Source organism: Geomicrobium sp. JCM 19037 (genome assembly GCF_000698105.1).
In the GTDB taxonomy this organism is placed as follows: domain Bacteria; phylum Bacillota; class Bacilli; order Bacillales; family Marinococcaceae; genus Geomicrobium_A.
Genome location: NZ_BAWZ01000024.1, coordinates 1 through 20854, shown reverse-complemented (window position 1 = coordinate 20854; position 20854 = coordinate 1). Strand labels below are relative to the sequence as shown.

Annotated in this window: 16 protein-coding genes, 2 tRNA genes, 7 pseudogenes and 1 other annotated feature; all 25 genes and pseudogenes read right to left on the bottom strand. The window is 44.7% G+C overall.

Annotation, left to right across the window (positions count from 1 at the left end; translation table 11 throughout):
- Positions 1–129: 129 nt before the first annotated feature.
- The 25 genes and pseudogenes from JCM19037_RS13825 to JCM19037_RS13705 all read right to left on the bottom strand — a co-directional run bounded on the left by JCM19037_RS13825 (position 130) and on the right by JCM19037_RS13705 (position 20784).
- Positions 130–729 (bottom strand): class I SAM-dependent methyltransferase, encoded by a 600-nt coding sequence (locus JCM19037_RS13825; RefSeq protein WP_042402098.1) that lies wholly within the window; start codon positions 727–729, stop codon positions 130–132.
- 126 nt (positions 730–855) lie between these two features.
- On the bottom strand, positions 856–1218 hold the full coding sequence (gene rplL, locus JCM19037_RS13820) for a 50S ribosomal protein L7/L12 (RefSeq protein WP_042402097.1): 363 nt from the start codon (positions 1216–1218) through the stop codon (positions 856–858).
- A gap of 39 nt (positions 1219–1257) precedes the next feature.
- Positions 1258–1757 (bottom strand): annotated as a pseudogene (gene rplJ / locus JCM19037_RS13815) (50S ribosomal protein L10).
- A gap of 26 nt (positions 1758–1783) precedes the next feature.
- Positions 1784–1933 (bottom strand) — a sequence feature (ribosomal protein L10 leader region).
- Positions 1934–1981: 48 nt separating this feature from the next.
- A pseudogene (rplA, locus tag JCM19037_RS13810) lies at positions 1982–2678 on the bottom strand (50S ribosomal protein L1).
- Positions 2679–2844: 166 nt separating this feature from the next.
- Positions 2845–3270, bottom strand: coding sequence for a 50S ribosomal protein L11 (gene rplK / locus JCM19037_RS13805; RefSeq protein WP_042402090.1), 426 nt, complete (start codon positions 3268–3270; stop codon positions 2845–2847).
- A gap of 137 nt (positions 3271–3407) precedes the next feature.
- Positions 3408–3944, bottom strand: a complete 537-nt coding sequence (gene nusG / locus JCM19037_RS13800) for a transcription termination/antitermination protein NusG (RefSeq protein WP_042402087.1) — start codon at positions 3942–3944, stop codon at positions 3408–3410.
- A 57-nt stretch (positions 3945–4001) separates the two neighbouring features.
- On the bottom strand, positions 4002–4181 hold the full coding sequence (gene secE / locus JCM19037_RS13795) for a preprotein translocase subunit SecE (protein ID WP_042402084.1): 180 nt from the start codon (positions 4179–4181) through the stop codon (positions 4002–4004).
- Positions 4182–4431: 250 nt separating this feature from the next.
- Positions 4432–5100: an RNA polymerase sporulation sigma factor SigH gene (gene sigH, locus JCM19037_RS13790; RefSeq protein WP_042402081.1), complete on the bottom strand. Its 669-nt coding sequence runs from the start codon at positions 5098–5100 to the stop codon at positions 4432–4434.
- A gap of 71 nt (positions 5101–5171) precedes the next feature.
- Positions 5172–5684, bottom strand: coding sequence for an NYN domain-containing protein (locus JCM19037_RS13785; protein ID WP_042402079.1), 513 nt, complete (start codon positions 5682–5684; stop codon positions 5172–5174).
- A gap of 4 nt (positions 5685–5688) precedes the next feature.
- Complete coding sequence (gene rlmB / locus JCM19037_RS13780; RefSeq protein ID WP_042402077.1) at positions 5689–6438, bottom strand: 23S rRNA (guanosine(2251)-2'-O)-methyltransferase RlmB; 750 nt, start codon at positions 6436–6438, stop codon at positions 5689–5691.
- The gene (locus tag JCM19037_RS13775) at positions 6435–6839 is read right to left on the bottom strand and encodes a Mini-ribonuclease 3 (protein ID WP_042402074.1); all 405 of its coding nucleotides are present in this window, start codon (positions 6837–6839) and stop codon (positions 6435–6437) included. Before JCM19037_RS13775 ends, rlmB begins: the two co-directional genes overlap by 4 nt.
- Before the next feature lie 4 nt (positions 6840–6843).
- Positions 6844–8240: pseudogene (gene cysS / locus JCM19037_RS13770) on the bottom strand (cysteine--tRNA ligase).
- Between the two features lie 5 nt (positions 8241–8245).
- Positions 8246–8896, bottom strand: a complete 651-nt coding sequence (cysE, locus tag JCM19037_RS13765; RefSeq protein ID WP_042402071.1) for a serine O-acetyltransferase — start codon at positions 8894–8896, stop codon at positions 8246–8248.
- 400 nt (positions 8897–9296) lie between these two features.
- A pseudogene (gltX, locus tag JCM19037_RS13760) lies at positions 9297–10759 on the bottom strand (glutamate--tRNA ligase).
- Positions 10760–10802: 43 nt separating this feature from the next.
- Positions 10803–11276 (bottom strand): 2-C-methyl-D-erythritol 2,4-cyclodiphosphate synthase, encoded by a 474-nt coding sequence (gene ispF / locus JCM19037_RS13755; RefSeq protein WP_042402068.1) that lies wholly within the window; start codon positions 11274–11276, stop codon positions 10803–10805.
- Positions 11273–11974: a 2-C-methyl-D-erythritol 4-phosphate cytidylyltransferase gene (gene ispD / locus JCM19037_RS13750; protein ID WP_042402063.1), complete on the bottom strand. Its 702-nt coding sequence runs from the start codon at positions 11972–11974 to the stop codon at positions 11273–11275. Before ispD ends, ispF begins: the two co-directional genes overlap by 4 nt.
- Positions 11975–12081: 107 nt before the next feature.
- A complete protein-coding gene (locus JCM19037_RS13745) occupies positions 12082–13179 on the bottom strand; it encodes a PIN/TRAM domain-containing protein (RefSeq protein ID WP_042402060.1) in 1098 nt (365 codons plus the stop codon).
- Positions 13180–13336: 157 nt separating this feature from the next.
- A pseudogene (gene disA, locus JCM19037_RS13740) lies at positions 13337–14406 on the bottom strand (DNA integrity scanning diadenylate cyclase DisA).
- Positions 14407–14428: 22 nt separating this feature from the next.
- A pseudogene (gene radA / locus JCM19037_RS13735) lies at positions 14429–15822 on the bottom strand (DNA repair protein RadA).
- A gap of 41 nt (positions 15823–15863) precedes the next feature.
- Positions 15864–18367: pseudogene (clpC, locus tag JCM19037_RS13730) on the bottom strand (ATP-dependent protease ATP-binding subunit ClpC).
- 17 nt (positions 18368–18384) lie between these two features.
- Positions 18385–19452, bottom strand: a complete 1068-nt coding sequence (locus JCM19037_RS13725; RefSeq protein WP_042402057.1) for a protein arginine kinase — start codon at positions 19450–19452, stop codon at positions 18385–18387.
- Positions 19452–20006 carry a UvrB/UvrC motif-containing protein gene (locus JCM19037_RS13720; RefSeq protein WP_042402055.1) on the bottom strand — a complete coding sequence of 185 codons (555 nt, stop codon included), beginning with the start codon at positions 20004–20006 and terminating at the stop codon, positions 19452–19454. The genes JCM19037_RS13725 and JCM19037_RS13720 overlap by 1 nt, the downstream gene beginning before the upstream one ends.
- A gap of 17 nt (positions 20007–20023) precedes the next feature.
- Positions 20024–20494 (bottom strand): CtsR family transcriptional regulator, encoded by a 471-nt coding sequence (locus JCM19037_RS13715; protein WP_042402052.1) that lies wholly within the window; start codon positions 20492–20494, stop codon positions 20024–20026.
- Positions 20495–20611: 117 nt separating this feature from the next.
- A tRNA-Ala gene (locus JCM19037_RS13710) sits at positions 20612–20686 on the bottom strand.
- 21 nt (positions 20687–20707) lie between these two features.
- Positions 20708–20784: transfer RNA gene (locus tag JCM19037_RS13705), tRNA-Ile, on the bottom strand.
- Between the last annotated feature and the right edge of the window lie 70 nt (positions 20785–20854).

The following is a 20854-nucleotide window of genomic DNA, read 5'->3' as shown; positions in this document are numbered from 1 at the left end:
TAGTCTTCCCGACCGCAATAACCTTTATACTCCTCTTTTTATCGAAAAAAATGCATAAAAAGAGACGGTTATACGCATTAAATGATAGTATCACAAATTCAACAACCGGTCAAATATTCTTTTCTTTTTTTATTTCCGACTCCGAAAAAGTGAGTACCCTTTTCGTTTCGCTACCTCTTCAACGTCACCAAACAACTCCACTAATTTCTTTTTGGCTGACGGGCCTTGCTTCTTTTGAATGACGACCCACAGCTCACCACCATTCTCTAAAACCCGGTGCACATCTTCAAAGATTTGATGGACAACGTCTTTACCCGCTCGAATTGGCGGATTCGTCACGACGGCTGCAAATCGCAAATCATCCGGAATACGTTCAAGAACAGACCCTTGAACAACCGTGACTTGTGAATCGACTTTATTTTTTGTTGCGTTCTCTTTAGAGAGGGCTACTGCTCGTTCATTAATGTCGGTCATCCATACATGGCGGTTGCTAGTTTTAGCAATCGCGATGCCAAGCGTCCCGTAACCCGAGCCGACATCAAGAATACCTCCTGCTACTTCAGGTTCGACGAACGTCTCCAAAAGAAACCGACTGCCAAAGTCGACCTCACCTTTTGAAAATACCCCCCGATCGGTACTGTACGTCACACGCTCACCGTTCACATCAATACTGACTTCTCCGCGTTCGCTCCCGACCGTAGGTTTTGAATCATAGTAGTGACTACTCACGCCACACACCCCTTTTATCCACTAGCTTTTAAATCTATCTAACACGCCCAAACCTTCGAATACTCTCGAAATCTATCGATAAAAAAACTTCCCTGCAAGAGATACAGGGAAGTTTGTGTGGAACAATTACTTGATTTCGACTTCAGCGCCAGCTTCTTCAAGTTGGCTCTTCATGTCTTCAGCGTCGTCTTTGCTTACGCCTTCTTTAAGTGTTTCAGGGGCGCCGTCAACAAGAGCTTTCGCTTCTTTAAGACCAAGGCCTGTGATTCCACGAACCACTTTGATAACACCGATTTTAGAAGAACCAGCAGAAGTAAGAACGACGTTGAATTCAGTCTGCTCTTCAGCAGCACCTGCGTCTCCGCCACCTGCAACTGCAACTGGTGCAGCAGCTGTAACACCAAATTCTTCTTCGATTGCTTTAACAAGGTCGTTCAATTCAAGGACAGTCATGCCTTTGATTTCTTCAATGATTTGCTCTTTAGCCATTGTATATTTCCTCCTTCAGGAATGTGTAATAGTAGGTGCTTACGCACTTTCTTCTTCTTTTTGGTCTGCAACTGCTTTTGAAGCCAACGCGAAGTTTCTGATTGGTGCTTGTAGTACGCTAAGAAGCATAGATACAAGTCCTTCGTAAGAAGGAAGTTCAGCAATCTTCTTGATGTCTTCAACAGGCGTTACGATTCCTTGGATGACGCCCGCTTTAATTTCAAGCGCTTCGTTATCCTTAGAGAAATCGTTGAGTACTCTTGCAGCTGCTACTGCATCTGTCTTGCTCGTTGCTACGGCCGTCGGACCTGCGAGAGCTTCGTCCAGTTCAGTATAGTTCGTTTCCGCTGTCGCACGACGTGTTAACGTGTTTTTGTCACTTTAAGCTCAACGTCTGCTTCACGAAGCTTCGTACGAAGCTCCGTGTCTTGGCTTACGCTAAGACCGCGGTAATCAACTAAGATGATGGACTCACTTTCGTTAAATTTACCGATAATCTCGTTAACAACGGCTTGTTTCTGCTCGATTACACTGCTCATCATTCCACCTCCTGAAAATTTGCCGTTCAGAGGATCAAAAACTCCCCTGCCTATGCATACACACAGACAGAGGAGATTCAGAAGGACACAATCGTGTCTATTCTATCAAATCGATACCTCGGCAGGATTTACGCACAATGTGCACCTACTGTCTGCGGCAGTATAGTTATTCATTAGCCGTTCTCATTATATATAGCGGCCTATCAAATGTCAATACGGAAAAATTAGCTAGTGAAGCCAGACGTACTAACTTTCACACCCGGTCCCATAGATGAAGATACAGCAATGTTCTTCATGTACGTACCTTTCGCTGCAGAAGGCTTCGCTTTTGCAAGGATATCGAGAATGGTTTTGAAGTTCGCTAGCAGTTGCTCTTCAGTAAAGGATACTTTTCCAATTGGAACGTGTACATTTCCTGCTTTTTCAACGCGGTATTCTACTTTACCCGCTTTGATTTCGTTAACAGCTTGAGTCACATCCATTGTTACTGTACCCGTTTTCGGGTTTGGCATTAGACCTTTTGGTCCAAGCACACGACCTAATTTACCAACTTGCGCCATCATGTCTGGTGTTGCAACAACGACGTCAAAGTCCATCCAACCTTGTTGATTTTGTTTACAAGGTCTTCTTCACCAACGAAGTCCGCGCCTGCTTCTTCAGCTTCCTTCGCTTTTTCACCTTTTGCAAATACAAGAACACGTTGAGTTTTGCCCGTACCATTTGGAAGAACGACCGCGCCACGGATTTGTTGATCCGCTTTACGAGGTCTACGCCAAGACGCACAGCTACCTCAACTGTTTCATCAAAGTTTGCCGGAGCAACTTTTTTCACAAGCTCAATGGCTTCGCTTGCAGTGTATTCTTTCGTAACATCGACTTGTTTCTTTGCGTCTTCGTATTTCTTACCGTGTTTCTTAGCCATATCTAACAACTCCTCTTTTTGTGGTTTTAACGGTTTGACCTCCCACGCTTAATCGCTAGAGAAGATTCATTCCTAGAGAAAGACAATCATACAAGAATCAAGGTTGCGAAAGCCCGATTTTCGCCGGTGATCGCAACCTTTCTTGCCGTTCTATTGCGACTAATCGTTAGCCTTCAACAGTGATCCCCATGCTACGCGCTGTACCTTCAATCATCTTTACAGCAGCATCAAGATCAGCAGCGTTTAAGTCTTCCATCTTCGTTTCAGCGATTCCACGTACTTGTTCAGCAGTTACTGATGCAACCTTCACTTTGTGCGGCTCTCCAGAACCAGATTGTACTCCAGCTGCTTCTTTAAGAAGAATCGCTGCTGGTGGAGTCTTCGTCACAAATGTGAATGAACGGTCTTCATAAACAGTAATCTCAACAGGAATAATAGTTCCTGTTTGCTCCTGTGTACGTGCGTTAAACTCTTTACAGAAGCCCATGATATTTACACCAGCCTGACCAAGGGCAGGACCGACCGGTGGTGCCGGGTTAGCTTTACCTGCAGGAATCTGTAGCTTCACTACGGTTTGAACTTTTCTAGCCACGCGACACACCTCCTTCGTTCGTAATGTGGTGTTTCGGGCAAACGTGCCCTCCCACTTGTTGACAACTACCAATTGTGATAGTTGATGCAAACATTAAAATCTTATCATCCAGCGGGATGAAGCGCAAGTGGAAATTGTTATGAGAGTTTCTCAACTTGATGGAATTCTAATTCTACCGGTGTTTCTCGACCAAACATGTTCACATGCACTTTTACTTTCTGTTTCTCAAGACTAATTTCCTCAACCGTCCCTGTGAAATCAGTAAACGGTCCTTCTTTTACTTTCACCGACTCTTTAATTTCTAAGTCAATTTCTGCTTTCGGAGCTTCCACGCCCATCTGCCTTAGAATCGAATCCACTTCATCTGGCAAAAGCGCTGTCGGTTTTGATCCCGCGCCCGAAGAGCCGACAAATCCAGTAACTCCTGGTGTGTTACGAACCACATACCAAGAGTCATCCGTCATGACCATCTCAACGAGAACATATCCAGGAAATGTCTTACGATTTACCGTTTTCGTTTTGCCGTTCTTTGTTTCTGTTTCTTCTTCTACCGGAACGAGGACACGGAAAATTTTATCAAGCATTTCCATTGATTCTACTCGTTTTTCAAGGTTCGCTTTCACTCGGTTTTCATACCCAGAGTACGTATGAACAACATACCAGTTCTTATCCATAGGGTCATCAGTCAATCGCGACTGCTGTCCTCCTCTCATCATTCATAATCATGTCAACTACAAGAACAACCGTACAAGTTCTGAAAAGCCGTAATCCACAACTGCAAAGAAGATCGACATGAAAATAACTGTAATCAATACAATTTTCGTATATTTATAAAGCTCGCTTGGTGTCGGCCACGTTACTTGTTTCATTTGTTTTCCGACTTCTTTTAGAAATTGAACAGGATTCGTCACTTGCAAGACACCCCCATAGGTCGTCGATTTATTTCGTTAAACATAAAAAAACAACCGCATTCACGGTGGTTGTTGTTGTGATCATGTATACATTCATTATAGACCAGACAAGTTATCTACTATACAGAGTGCAGAATATCATAATTGCCCATTCATGTCAATATGAGGGGGCGCGTGACGGACCACCCCCTCTACATCTCGCCTAACAATAAAGCAAATGAAGATTCTGCTATTTCAAATTGCGCGAATATTAACCCGGCACGTTTCTCATTTCGATATACCGTTCTAACTTTCTCTTTACACGTTGCAATGCATTGTCGATTGACTTGACGTGTCGATTTAAATCTGCGGATATCTCTTGGTACGATTGTCCGTCTAAATAAAGGCGAAGTACCTGTTGTTCTAAATCACTAAGCACTTCATTAATTTTCCCTTCAATGTCTGTGAGTTCCTCTTGATTAATTAACATTTCTTCAGGGTTACTAATGAGCGAGCTACAAACTACATCCATAAGAGTACGGTCGGACTCCTCATCATACATAGGCTTGTCCAATGAAACATAGGAGTTTAATGGAATGTGCTTTTGGCGCGTCGCTGTCTTAATAGCCGTAATTATCTGACGAGTGATACACAACTCCGCAAACGCTCTGAACGAAGAAAGCTTGTCCCCGTTAAAATCGCGAATCGCTTTGTACAAACCAATCATACCTTCTTGGACAATATCTTCATGATCTGCCCCGATCAGAAAGTACGATCTCGCTTTCGCGCGGACAAAGTTCTTGTACTTGTGAATGAGTTGTTCCAAAGCAGCGGAGTTCCCATAACGAACAGCTTCTACTAGTCTTTCATCTTCGGTAGCAAAGTTTCTTTCAGTGTTTTCGACAAATGGCTGACTCTTCTCTAAGACGTGTGCGTTCATGACAATCCCTCGCCCTCGACTTCGGTGTATAGTAACTAAGTATATAGTAGTCAAGAACGAGAATCAATAAGTCATTGCCCTTTTCGACGCCATTTGTCAAAGAATTCAGCAACTTCCTCACTAAGCGCAATTTTTCCTTGGTTTGGCTCACGCTCGACATCTTTTACTGTCTGCCTAATGCTTTTTTCGACATCAACAAGCTGGTTTCTTAGCTCCCGAGCGGAGGTTCGAAGAGCACCACTACCAAAAATGACACGTTGTTCGAGGTAATCAGAAGTTGCCACATATACTTGCGTGTTCACATTCTTTAACTTTTTGACGAGCTTCTCAATTCGCTCGTCTGCAGTTTCCTTTTCTTTTGTATAGATGACTTCAACTCGGAATTGCTTCTCTTTAGCACCAATCCCTCTGACAAGGTGGGCATCGAATACGATGACAACAGTACGACCTGTAATCGCCTGGTATTCTGCCATTTGCTCAATAAGCATATCTCTTGCGTCTACGAGGGAATGTTTTTTTCGTTCCACGAGTTCTGGCCAGTCGCCAATGATGTTATATCCGTCCACAACAACATACTCTTTCATGGAATTACCTTCCTAACGGGTAGCGTTTTCGCTGCACTTCAAACATAAACAGACTACCCGCTACTGCAGCGTTTAAGGATGTCACATGACCGTGCAACGGAATTTGATAAAGAAAATCACACGATTCTTTCACGAGACGGCTCATCCCCTTACCTTCGCTACCAATGACAAGACCAATGGCCATGCTCGCATCTAGCTCCCGGTAATCTCCTTGTCCAGAGGCGTCACTACCCACAATCCAAAGCCCGCGGTCTTTGAGCTCTTTCATTGTTCGCGCCATATTTGTAACCTTAACGACCGGAACGTGGGAAATGGCACCGGCAGAAGCTTTTGCTACGATCGAGGTTAGACCGCTCGCCCCCCGCTTCGGGATGATAACGCCATGGGCGCCAGCTGCATCTGCGGTTCGTAAAATTGAACCTAGGTTTTGTGGGTCTTCAATGCCGTCACAAAGAATGAAGAACGGGGCTTGTCCACGATTACTAGCAGCAGAAAATAACGTCTCGATATCTGCATACGCATGTGCGGCGATCGAGGCGATAATTCCTTGATGGTTTTGATGACCAATGAGTGCATCAAGCTTCTTTTTAGGCACGGTTTGAATGACGATATTTTGCTCTTTTGCTCGTGTGATCGTCTCTTGGATGGATGCTTTTTTCACTCCATCTGCTACCCAAATCTTCTGTATCGATTGCGAGGAACGCAGTCCCTCTATTACAGCATTTCTCCCCGCGAGCCACTCTTCATCATTCATGTGTCTTCCCCCTCGTCAATCTTTGCGACTGCTTCTCGTAATAACTGATTTTTACGTTCTTGGTCACCACTCATATGGACGTAACCAATCACCGCTTCAAACCCTGTACTATACCGGTAGGTTCCTGGGTCGGTGTTCTTTGGAACACTGCCTGATTTCGCATTACGACCTCGTTTAGCAATGGCTGTCTCTTCTTCCGTTAAAACGCCCTCATCAAGCCAATACGTGAGCACACTGGCTTGTGCCTTTGCACTCACGTAAGAGGTAGCCGCTCGATGTAAATCGTTAGGGCGACCGTACCCAGCGTAGACAAGATAAGACCGTACATACAGCTCATAAACTGCATCGCCAATGTATGCCAAAGCTAGACCGTTTAACTGTTTATAGTCTGTTCCGCGCATAGGGTTAGCCCCTTTTCCATCGTGTACCTTGTGCTGTGTCTTCGAGGATGATTCCTTTTTCCGTTAGCTGATCGCGAATCTCATCTGCTTTTTGAAATTGCCGATTTTCACGCGCTTCTTTTCTCTGCTGAATAAGTGTATCCACTTCTTCATCAAGCAGTTCTTCTTCAGGAATGAACGCCACACCTAACACACGGCCCCACTCCTCAAACAATTGCAGCATCGCATCGAGTACGTTAGTGGACGTGTTAGCTTCATCAAGGTAACGATTACCTTCCTTGACGAACTCAAACATCGTTGTGATCGCATTGGCTGTATGAAAATCATCGTCCATTTCATCAATGAAACGTTTCTTGTACTTCTCCATACGATTTAACCAGACTTCAGATTCGCCAAGGTTGGCACTTTCTTTTCTTCGATGCTGTACATTTTGGATAAAGGTTTGGATGCGCCCAAGCCTGATGCGGCTGATTCCAACAACTCTTGGTTGAAATTTAACGGATGTCGATAATGCGCTTGTAGGATGAAAAAGCGAACGACTTTAGGGTCATGTTGCTCGATGAGTTCATTGACGAGTACAAAGTTTCCAAGTGACTTTGACATCTTTTCGTTGTCAATTTGGATATATCCGTTATGCAACCAGTAGTTTGCCATCTGCTTGCCCGTTAGCGCTTCCGACTGAGCCACTTCATTCTCATGGTGTGGAAATGTGAGATCCTGGCCTCCTGCATGAATGTCAATCGTGTCACCAAGGTATTTCTTCACCATTGCTGAGCATTCAATGTGCCAACCTGGACGTCCCTCACTCCAAGGGCTCTCCCATTTAATCTCTTTGTCTTTCGCTTTCTTCCAAAGCGCGAAATCAAAGGGGTCTTTCTTCTGTTCTCCTACTTCAATTCTAGCGCCTGAGCGCAATTCATCGACGGCTTGCCCAGATAACTTCCCATAATCCGGGAATGCTTTCGTATGAAAATATACATCTCCACCGGCTTCATACGCATAGTCCTTCTCAATGAGCGCTTCAATAAACTCAATAATTTCATCCATCGTGTTTGTCACACGCGGATGGGCATCTGCTTCTCGCACACCGAGCGCTTCTGTGTCTTCATGGTATTTTTCAATAAAGCGTTCAGCTAGTTGGAACACATCTTCTCCGGCATCTTGTGCTGCCCGAATGATTTTGTCGTCCACATCCGTGAAGTTCGACACATACTCGACGTCATACCCTTTATATTCGAGATACCGACGGACCATATCAAAAACAACCGCCGGCCTCGCATTTCCAATATGAATATAGTTATATACGGTTGGTCCGCACACATACATCTTTACACGGTTTTCTTCAAGCGGTGTAAAAACTTCTTTTCTGCGCGTTAATGTATTGTACATATGAATCGCCATATCACTCACTCCTCATCCAGTCTTTGCTTGCATTCTTTAAGCTCGCGCCTTAGACGCTCCACTTCTTTTTCAAGTAGCCGGAACCGATCATTTTCAGGGTCGGGCAATAAGTGATGGTGTAGGTTCTCACTCACACGGATGCCATCTTGAATGACAACACGTCCTGGAATCCCTACGACCGTACTGTTTCGTGGCACCTCATGCAAAACGACAGCACCTGCACCAATATTAGAGTTTCTTCCAATCGTCATTGAACCGAGCACTTTAGCTCCCGATGCAAAAAGCACGTGATCCTCTACTGTCGGGTGGCGCTTTCCTTTTTCCTTCCCTGTACCCCCAAGGGTCACTCCTTGATAAATCGTAACGTCGTTGCCGATTTCGCACGTCTCTCCGATGACAACGCCCATGCCATGATCAATAAACAGCCGTTGCCCAATTTGCGCCCCTGGATGAATTTCAATGCCGGTAATAAAACGGCTAAGCTGGGAAAGCACCCGCGCTAATAGATAGAACTTCTTCTTCCAAAGCCAGTGGGCGATGCGGTGTGCCCATATCGCATGAACACCGGAATACGAGAGGATAACTTCAAAACGACTCCGGGCAGCTGGGTCTCGTTGAAAGACAACATCGATATCACTTTTGAATGTCCGCCACATAGTTTCCCTCCCAATGGTATGCACCTTACATTGTATTGTGTATCCTAAATCAATCATTCCGTTCATTTGCATAGTATTGTCTTTAGTATCCCCTAATTGCAGATGACTAAGCTATACTGTAGCAAAATTCTCTTTACCTGACGAAAGAAACGGCTTAAAAAAAGCGCCTCTGTGCATGTTCTGCACAGAGCGCTTTTGCGCGGTTCCACTCTGTATACGCCAGGTTGATCGGGCGTGACTCTTTGTAGATAACGGCTACTCACCGCCCGCGCCTACTTGAAACTTGTTCAACGCGAGACTCAAAGGGGCATTCACAAAGCGTGTCCATCGGTCGTTCCCACTATCCGACCGTCTCTGTAAAAGACGACTGCATTGCTACTTATCCTTATCGATGTTCAGTTTATGAAGATTGTTGTGCCGCTTTGTTTACACGTGCGAGCACGGCATCTTTACCAATTAGCTCAATCGCTTTTGGCAACTCCGGTCCATGCGTTTGTCCCGTGACAGCTACACGAATCGGCATAAAGAGTTGTTTTCCTTTAGCACCTGTTTCTTTTTGCACCGCTTTGATTGCTTTTTTGATCTCATCGGCTTCAAATACATCTAATTGATCAATTTGTCGTGCAAGAGATTCCATCACTTGCGGAACATGCTCAGCACCAATTACTTCCGCAGCTTCTCCCTCATAGTCTACGTGTTCCTTGAAAAAGAGTTCCGTTAACTCAACGATTTCAGCCGCGTAGTGCATTTGCTCTTGATAAATCCCAACGAGAGACGTTACCCACGCATGCTCATCTGCTGACAGGTTTTCAGAAATCCGACCCGCTTTTTGTAGAAATGGAATGGATAGCTCGGTTACGCGCTCCACATCCGCTGATTTCATATACTGATTTCCTACCCAAGCCAACTTACTTTCATCAAACACTGCTGGAGCCTTCGATACCCGCTCCAAGCTAAACTGCTCAATCAAGTTATCCATCGTAAAGATTTCTTCCTCGCCAACGGGTGACCAACCGAGTAAAGCAAGGAAATTCACGAGTGCTTCAGGAAGGTATCCGTAATCTTGATATTGCTCAACAAATTGCATGATTGACTCGTCACGTTTACTCATCTTTTGTCGGTCTGGGTTGAGGATGAGCGGTGCGTGAGCAAATGTGGTGATGTGAACCCTAATGCTTGATAGATCATGACCTGACGTGGCGTGTTGGATAGGTGTTCTTCTCCGCGAATAACGTGGGAAATCTTCATAAGATAATCATCCACGCTCACTGCGAAGTTGTACGTCGGAACACCATCGGTTCTCGCAATAATAAAGTCACCGATACCATCTGTATCAAAAGAAACTTCACCCCGGATTGCATCATCAATATGTATTGTTTCACTACCAGGTACTTTAAAACGAACAACAGGTTCGATACCTTTCGCTTCATAAGCGGCCCGCTCATCTGCAGTAAGGTTCCGATCCCGCCCGCTATACTTAGGCATCTCCCCACGGGCGAGCTGCTCCTCACGTTCTTTTTCAAGCTCTTCGCTCGTCATGTAACAATAATACGCGAGGTCTTGGTCAAGAAGTTGTTGAACATACTTCTCATACGTATCCATCCGCTCCATACTGCGGTACGGACCAAACCCACCATCTTCGTCTGGACCTTCATCCCAAACAACGCCGAGCCACTTCATGCTATTTAGCAATTTGTCGGTTGCGGCTTCCACATTTCGTGCTTGGTCCGTATCTTCAATTCGTATAATAAATTTCCCGTTATGGTGCTTTGCAAAAAGATAGTTAAACAATGCTTGCCTCGCACCACCAATATGCAAGTGCCCTGTCGGACTTGGTGCAAAACGCACGCGCACATCCGTCATATCGATCACCGTCCCTTTTCCTTGGTCATTAGTATATCATGATTTACTCGGCTTGTAGAAGAACGGTCGCCATCGCTGCAATTCCTTCTTGTCTGCCCGTAAATCCTAATTTTTCTGAAGTGGTCGCTTTTACATTCACTTGGTTCAACTCTGCATCTAACAGTCCAGCAATTCGTTCTCTCATCGGCAGAATATACGGAGCCATTTTTGGCTTTTCTGCGATAATCGTACAATCTAAATTCCCTAAAACTAGTCCTTCATTTTTGACCATTTCGTACACATGCTCGAGTAGCACAGACGAATCAGCACCTTTAAATGCCGGGTCAGTATCTGGAAAGTGCTTGCCAATATCTCCTTGTGCAATCGCACCTAAAAGCGCGTCGCTGATGGCGTGCAACAACACATCGGCATCAGAATGACCTTTCAGACCTAGCGGATACTCTAGCTTTAATCCACCAATGATGAGATCTGTGTCCTCTGCAAACGCGTGTACATCAAAGCCTTGTCCAATTCTCACTGGCCTGCCTCCTTTGCTCTTAACTCAAGTAAAATTGTCGCTAGTTTAATGTCGTATGGGGTTGTAAGCTTCATGTTCTCCCGACTTCCTTCTACAATACGGACATGCTTACCTAGACGCTCCACGAGGCTCGCATCATCGGTTCCATAAACATTTGCTTCTTTTGCATGTGCATGTGCATTCTTAATCAATGCAAAAGGAAACGCCTGCGGGGTTTGCACTGCCCATAACCCATCCCGCGGGATCGTCTCTTGAATGAGCTCTTCGTTTACTTTTTTTACCGTATCAGTCACTTGTACAGCCAATACCGCTCCGTGTTCAGCATCTACACGATCAACGAGTCGGTGTAGGTCGCGTTCTTGAACGAAAGGACGTGCACCATCATGAATGAGTACGACGCGGTCGCTAGGTTGATCGATCACCTTCAATCCCTCGTACACACTATCTTGGCGCTCCGCCCCACCAACAATGACATCGGTGAGCTTTTTCAGTTTATATGTTTGGAACAACTGTTTCATTTCCTGCACTTCATTCTCATTAACGACGACGATCATTTCATCGCACGATGAATCATTTTCAAATACGCGTAACGTATGTATAATCACCGGGTCATCTTCAAGCATAATAAATTGCTTATTCTTACCCGCTTGCATTCGTTTGCCTTGCCCAGCAGCAAGAACGACGACTGAATAGTTCATAACCCGTGTACCCCTATCCGAATCATTTCATGTGCCATTCTTTATCATACAACCGAAATACCGCGAAAAGCAACTCGTACATATGTGCTCTTCGCGGCATTTCCATACTATAAAGCTTTCTCTTTATGCATTTGCTTCGGCTTGGCAAAAATCATTCGGCCTGCACTTGTTTGCAATACACTCGTCACGACAACATCAATTTGCTGTCCGATATATTTATGCCCTTCCTCAATTACAATCATCGTTCCATCATCAAGGTAACCGATGCCTTGGTTCGCCTCTTTCCCATCCTTAATCACTTGCACGTGCATCTCTTCTCCTGGAAGCACGACGGGCTTTACTGCATTGGCTAGATCATTAATGTTAAGAACCGGTACACCTTGAAGATCACACACTTTATTCAAATTGAAATCATTAGTCACAACAATTCCCGACGTCTTTTGCGCAAGCTTCACGAGCTTGCTATCAACACCTTGTACATCATCAAAATCGATATCTTCAATCTTCACTTGTACGGGTAATTCCTTTTGAATCTGATTCAAAATATCAAGCCCTCTACGGCCTCGGTTTCTTTTCAACGCATCCGAAGAATCGGCAATGTGTTGAAGTTCGTCCAACACGAACTTAGGAATGACAACGGTCCCTTCCAGAAATCGCGTCCGACATACATCTGCAATTCTTCCATCAATGATGACACTCGTATCAAAGATCTTTGTCGGTACACCTTTATCGCTACTAGACTCTTGTTTGGAGTCCTTGTTCGATCCTTTCCCAAAATTGCTGACGAGCGAAATCAGCTCATCTCGCTTTTGTGATCCGATACGATAACCAAAGTAACCAAACAGCACCGTGAGAAAGATCGGCAATATTTGACTAAAGACCGAAAAGGATATTTCACCCAAAGGAATTCCAATCAAATACGCGACCATGAGTCCGAGCAACAGACCGATCGTTCCAAAAAGCACGTTTGTAATCGGTGCTTTCACAATCGCTTCCTCTGCAATGCTCAATGCGCGTGTAATCGGATCTGCTAACCAGAGGGAAAGCACGAAAAACAATCCCCCGCCAAGTAATCCTCCAATATAATCGCTTGCCATCCATCCAGGGATCTCAACCGATAATAATGATATAAGTTCAGGATAAAAGATAAAGCCGAGCGCCCCACCAAGAATGACAAAGAACACTTGGACGATACGTTTTAACATTTTCAGTCACCTCCTGTAATCATTATGGACAGAAATAGAAAGGGTTAATCTTTTAATCTGTGATTTTTCAATGATCTTTCAATTAAAAAGGAAATTCACTTCCAAATCACTGGATATTACTATTCAGTGTAAACGGATTACCTACTTTGGTGGTCGTTTAAATATGACGATCAATAAACAATTGCTCTTGCACACGGTTTAGCCCTTCTTTTACAAGCCTCGCCCTCGCCTCTCCAATACCATCCACGCTTTCTAAGTCTTCGAGACTCGCTTCGTGAACCGCCTGTAGCGTATGAAAATAAGAAATGATATTCTCAATAATCGACGGTGGCAACCTCGGTATACGGTGCATAAGACGATACCCTCTAGAGTGAAGAACATGCTGCTGTTCAATGTCAGCACTAAGCTTCAGGAATTCGCGAATGTACTCATCATTTAACGCATGCTGATCAGAAGCGATCTGTAAGTCATGAAAAGCTTTCGCCGCTGACACTCCCTCATGTTCAACGTAATCTTTTAAGAGTAACAACGCCTCTCGCTCAACGTTCGCTAAAAGCTCATTTAATTGCATCGTAATCAAACGACCTTCATTGCCTAGCTCGTGGACATACGTAATTAATTCTCGTTTTACCCTTAGTACCATTTCCACACGATGAATGACTTGAGAAACATCTTGAAAAGTAACGAGCCTCTCAAACTCTAGTGCCCTAAATTGGTCATACTCTGATCCAATACAGCCTTGTACTTTTCTAACGTTTGGATCGCTTGGTTCGCCTTCGTGAGAATCACACTCATATCTTTAAGGGTATACTGGTGCTCACCTTGATAGAGTGTAATGACATTTCTCCTCTCAGAAATTGCGATAACGAGGGCTTTCGTTTGCTTTGCTACCCGCTCTGCTGTACGATGACGCATCCCAGTTTCGTTTGAGCTAATTTTACTATTAGGAATGAGTTGTACATTCGCAAACATAATTTGTTGAATATCTTTACTTAAAATAATTGCCCCATCCATCTTCGCAAGTTCATAAAGTTGGGACGGGGAGTAGGCAGCTTGAATTTGAAAACCACCATCGACGACTTCTTTCACTTCGTCACTAAATCCAATCACAACCAAGCCGCCTGAGCCAGCACGTAATACATTATCAATGCCATCACGTAATGGTGTGCCTGGCGCTAAAAACGGAAATACATTCTCTATAAAGTGTTTGCGGCTCGCTTCCCTCATGAGGCTCTCTCTCCCTTTTCAATTACCACTTTTTCGCACGTTCTCCTAACATCACATCCAATGCTTCTTCTAACGTCTGAACACCGATACACTCAATGTCTGTTGGCACTTTCCAACCGCCCAAATTTTTTGACGGAACGATGCAACGTTTAAATCCTAGCTTCGCACTTTCTTTAACGCGCTCTTGAATTCTAGATACCCTTCTTATCTCCCCGGTCAAACCCACTTCACCAATGGCCACATCTGTCGGTTGTGTCACTTCATTCCGAAAACTTGATGCAATGCTAACGGCAATTCCTAAGTCGACTGCAGGTTCGTCCAACTTCACACCACCCGCAACATTAATGTACGCATCTTGGTTTTGTAACAACATTCCTACACGCTTTTCAAGCACAGCCATGAGCATAGAAACACGGTTATGGTCAACGCCGGTTGATGTTCGTCTTGGGTTGGCATAACTCGTCGGAGCGACAAGCGCCTGCAATTCAACGAGTACGGGGCGCGTTCCTTCAAGAGAAGCTACAACGGTCGCACCAGCTATTCCTTCTGTCCTTTCCTCCAAAAATATTTCTGAAGGGTTTAACACTTGCCGCAGACCTTCTTCATTCATTTCAAAGATCCCAATTTCATTCGTCGAGCCAAAACGGTTTTTTACTGCTCGTAATATCCGGTACGTATGATGCCGCTCTCCTTCAAAATACAAAACAGCGTCTACCATGTGCTCCAGCATTTTCGGTCCGGCAATCGACCCTTGTTTTGTCACGTGACCAACGACAAAGACAGCGATCCCTTTTGATTTAGCCATGTTCATAAAAATGCCTGTAGACTCTCGGACTTGCGCAACACTACCTGGAGCGGATGTTATATCTGACGTTTGCATCGTCTGAATCGAGTCAATAATGACCACTTCAGGTTGAATGCTCTCCACTGCGCGATCAATTCTTGTCGTATCCGTTTCTGTATACACGTATAAATCTTTCGCCTGAGCATGCAAACGTTCCGCACGCATCTTCGTCTGTTTCACAGATTCCTCTCCGGATATGTACAACACTTTCTTGTTATCCGCAGCTAATATCGCCGATAACTGCAAAAGCAACGTCGACTTTCCAATACCCGGGTCACCACCGACCAACACGAGGATCCAGGAACAATTCCTCCGCCGAGCACTCGGTTAAGTTCAGATAACTTCGTCGTCAACCGTGGTTCATCTTCTCTTGTTACTTCAGTAATCTTTTGTGGTTCATTTGTTGTTCCTGAGGCGATTGATCGAGTGCTCACTGAACCTCTTGTCGTTTTTGGTGTTTCCAGTTCCTCAACGAGTGTATTCCAGTTCTGACAACCTGGGCAGCGGCCCATCCATTTCATTGATTCGTAGCCACACTCTTGGCATACGAATTTCGTTTTTGTCTTCGCCATATTCTCCCCCTATGTAAAACATCGTTTTTTCTATGATTGTGTTACAAAAAAGCCGGGAGCACCCGGCTTTTTCGTGAGTCATGATTACTTAGCTTCTTGAGCTCCTTAAGGTCAACGACAAACTCCCCATCACGATACGTAATGACTGCCGTCTCCCCTTTTTTAATTCTTCCACGTAACAGTTCTTCAGATAATCGATCTTCTACTTGCTTCTGTAGGGCACGACGTAAAGGTCGTGCACCGTACTCAGGGTCAAACCTTCATCCGCAATCTTTTCTTTTGCTTCATCGGTGAGTACAAACGTAATCTCTTGTTCAGCCAAACGGTTTTGCAGTTCTGTAGCCATTAGCCCAACAATTTCTTTAATGTGTTTCTTCTCTAAGCTGTGGAAGACGATCGTTTCGTCAATACGGTTAAGAAATTCTGGTCTGAACGTCTTTTTCAGTTCTCCAATGACCTTATCTTTCATATCACCGTATTTAGCGTCTTCGGTTTGTGTCGTGAACCCGACGTATTTATTTTCCTTGAGCGCACTTGCACCGACGTTTGACGTATGATAATCGCTGTATTTCTAAAATCAACCTTCCGTCCTTTTGAGTCAGTGAGATGACCATCTTCTAACACTTGCAGTAGAATATTGAACACATCTGGGTGCGCCTTTTCGATCTCATCTAAAAGAATAACGGAATACGGCTTTTGGCGGACCTTTTCAGTCAGTTGTCCACCCTCGTCGTAACCGACGTAGCCTGGAGGTGAACCAACGAGTCGACTCGTCGAGTACTTCTCCATATACTCCGACATGTCAACGCGAAGAACTGCGTCTTCGTCACCAAACAGCGTCTCGGCAACTGCACGTGCTAGTTCTGTTTTCCCGACACCCGTAGGACCTAGGAAAATAAACGAGCCGATTGGACGCTTCGGATCTTTCAAACCTGCCCTTGCACGGCGAACGGCTTTAGAGACGGCAATGACCGCTTCATCTTGACCGACGACACGGTCATGAAGAATGTCTTCCATTTTAAGCAAACGCTCTGTTTCTTCCTCAGCAAGTTTTGTTACTGGGATTCCAGTCCAACTCGCCACTACTTCAGCAATATCGTTCATGGACACTTCTGTGTTTTCTTGCCCTTGCTTTTCTTTCCACTCATCTTTGAGCTGATCCAATTCCTCACGAAGGCGCTGCTCACTATCCCGAAGAGACGCTGCCTTTTCAAATTCTTGACTTTGGACCGCTGCGTCTTTCTCTTTACGTGTTTCTTCTAGCTTTTGTTCCATATCTTTTAAGCTAGGTGGAGCCGTATATGAACGCAAACGGACTTTTGATGCCGCTTCATCAATTAAATCAATCGCTTTATCTGGCAAGAACCGATCGGAAATATAACGATCAGACATCTTAACAGCCTCAGAGATGGCCTCATCTGTAATCGTTACCCTGTGGTGCGCCTCGTATCGATCTCTTAATCCGAGTAAGATTTGCTCTGACTCTTCAAGTGTTGGCTCGTCAACAGTAATTGGCTGAAAACGTCGCTCTAATGCTGCATCTTTTTCGATGTACCGACGATACTCATCGAGAGTAGTCGCCCCAATGCACTGAAGCTCCCCTCTTGCAAGCGATGGCTTTAGAATGTTTGAGGCATCAATTGCTCCTTCTGCACCCCCTGCGCCAATTAACGTGTGAAGTTCATCAATAAACAAGATCACATTACCTGCTTGACGAATTTCTTCCATAACTTTTTTCAAACGATCTTCGAATTCACCCCGGTATTTCGTCCCCGCGACGACGGTTCCCATGTCTAATGTCATCACACGCTTACCGCGCAACGTCTCTGGAACTTCATTAGCGACAATCGCTTGTGCAAGACCTTCTGCTACAGCTGTTTTACCAACGCCAGGCTCCCCAATAAGCACTGGGTTGTTTTTCGTACGTCTGGACAATACTTGAATCACACGTTGAATCTCATTTCCTCGGCCAATAACAGGATCAAGGTTTTCTTCCTTCGCAACACTCGTCAAATCACGTGCAAGGCTATCAAGTAGGTGTGTTTACGTTGCCACCTGCAGCACCTCCGCTTTGTCCTGCACCAGCACTACTGGAAGATTCATTGCTACCTAGCAGTTGTAATACTTGTTGGCGAGCTTTATTTAAACTAACACCTAGGTTGTTTAATACACGTGCAGCTACTCCCTCACCTTCTCGAATTAGACCGAGAAGAATGTGTTCCGTACCTACATAGGAATGACCGAGTTTCCTCGCTTCATCCATCGACAGTTCAATAACCTTTTTAGCACGGGGTGTGTAGTGTGGTGTTTCTTGCGTGCTCGTGCCGTTGCCTTCAGCGCCAATCAAGTTCTCAACCTCTGTCTGCACTTTTTCTGAACCGAGATTTAACGCTTGAAGCGCCTTTGCTGCAATGCCATCACCTTCACGTAGCAAACCGAGAAGAATATGCTCCGTTCCGATATTCGTATGACCGAGTCGAACCGCTTCTTCCTGTGCTAAAGCTAATACTTTCTGTGCTCTCTCTGTAAAACGGCCAAACATCATGGTCGACCACCTCCACTTTATATGTTTTCAAGCTTCAATCGTTCTCGAATTAATGATGCCCTTCGCTCGTCACGTTGCTCTGTTGATAATGCTTTTTGAGCGTATTGCTGTAAAAACGCCGGTTGAATAAGAATCATCAAATCATTTAATACACTGCTGTCAACACCTTGAATCAGATTAAGATCAATCCCTAAACGTAAATTCGATAAATGTTGACCCGCCTCTTTTGATTCTATGATACGACTGTTCGCAAGGATACCATAAGAGCGATAAACTTGATCTGCTAGCTGTAATTTTTTCGACTCATACAACTTCTCACGGGCCAGTCTTTCCCGTTCAATAAGCTGAAGGACAACGCTTCGTAAGTCGTCAATAATATCTGTTTCAGTTTTTCCGAGTGTCATCTGATTTGAAATTTGGAACAGGTTACCTCTTGCTTCACTGCCTTCACCGTATATGCCGCGAACGACAAGCCCGATCTGATTTACTGCCGGGATAATGCGCGAGAGTTGAGATGTCGTCACAAGCCCAGGTAAATGCATCATAACCGATGCCCTCAAGCCAGTACCCACATTCGTTGGGCAGCTCGTTAAATATCCCCTTTTCTCATCAAACGCGTAATCAACATTCGCTTCAATCCAATCATCAATCGCATTTCCCATTTCATAGGCTTGAGTCAATTGAAGACCCGGTGATAAACATTGAATACGCAAGTGGTCTTCTTCATTCACCATAATGCTTATGGATTCATCCTCACTTAAAACAACTGCAGCTTCGGAAGAGCCTTCGGCTAGCTGTGGGCTTGTTAGATGTTTCTCTACAAGTACTTGCTTTTCAATGTCGGAAGAGTCCTTCATGGAGAACCAAGACAAGTGACCGACACCATCAAGCTCCTTGTTTGCCAATCGTGCGTGCAAATGTTTATACAGCGCTTGTGCGGCATCGTTTGATGATTTAAAAGGAAAAGGATAATCTTCCAAATTTCGAGCTAAGCGAATTCTACTGCTCAACACAATATCATCTTCGGGACCTGACTGCTTCATCCAAGGACTAATCGCCTTTGAAATAAATTGCTCTAGCGACATTATTCATCGTCCCCCTTGTCTACAGCAGATCTCAATTGCCGAATTTCATCGCGAATCATTGCTGCTTGCTCAAACTCTTCCTTTTGAATATGGCCTTGCATACTCTCTTGTAGCTTTGTTATCTTTCGCTCTTGCTCTAGTCGACCTCCTACACGTTTCGGTATTTTTCCTCTATGAACATGATTGCCACCATGTACGCGTTTTAGTATCGGTTCGAGCTTTTCTTCGAATGCTTTATAACAGTAAGAACAACCAAAGCGGCTATTTTGCACAAATGCTTTGTATTTCAACGAGCATTTCGGGCAGGCAAGATCTGGTTTTTGCTTTTTTACCTGCGACAGACTCCCGAGTGAAGAGTTCGCTTTAATCTCACTAGGGTCTAGGTTCAGCATGCCTGACAATAGATCGTGTATAGAGTAACTATTCGTTCCCGGCAACGCTTCTCCTTTTTCTTTAGCACAAAACTCACATAAGTGCTTTTCTGTCTTTTGCCCGTTTACAACCTTCGTAAATTTTAACGTTGCGCGCCGCTCTTCGCATTGCTGACAGAGCATCTGCATCCCTCCCGGCGTCAGACTTTATATTTTAAGCGATCTAGCATCGCTTTTAGTACGTTCGCCCTTAGTGTGTCACGATGAACAGCAGAAGTTAATGCGAGCACTTCTCGCTGTACGACCGCCTCCATTAAAACCGCTTCACGCTTTGTCACGACTTTCTCCTCATACAGCCGATAAATGACACTGTTAGCTGCAGACTGGTCAATGCGAGCGCCAATCAAATGGAGTAACTGATCGATGAGCTCCAAGTCATCAGAGTGATCGACCTTTTTGATGCGGATATATCCGCCTCCACCTCTTTTACTTTCCACAATATAGCCTTTTTCAACCGTAAATCGTGTGCGAATCACATAATTTATTTGCGACGGAACACATTCAAAGTGCTTCGCTAACTCACTTCTTTTAATTTCAATTAAATTTCGTTCTTCTTCAGTTAAGATCGCTTTCAAGTATTGCTCAATCACATCAGATATATTATTGCTCATATCCACACCCCCTGACCTTGACTATCTTTGACTTTAATATAATATATTTGCCGCTTTGTTGCAAGTGAAGCAACACAAAAAAGACAAGCAGATCTGCTTGTCTTGAATCATTATGTATGGTGGAGCCTAGCGGGATCGAACCGCTGACCTCCTGCGTGCAAAGCAGCGCTCTCCCAGCTGAGCTAAGGCCCCATATGTTGTTGTTTAGATAGATGGTGGGCCTGAGTGGACTCGAACCACCGACCTCACGCTTATCAGGCGTGCGCTCTAACCAGCTGAGCTACAGGCCCATCTATATTCAACGATTCATAATATTGTCCGCTGAAAACTGAATGAAAAATAAGCGATTTTCCTGCCCTC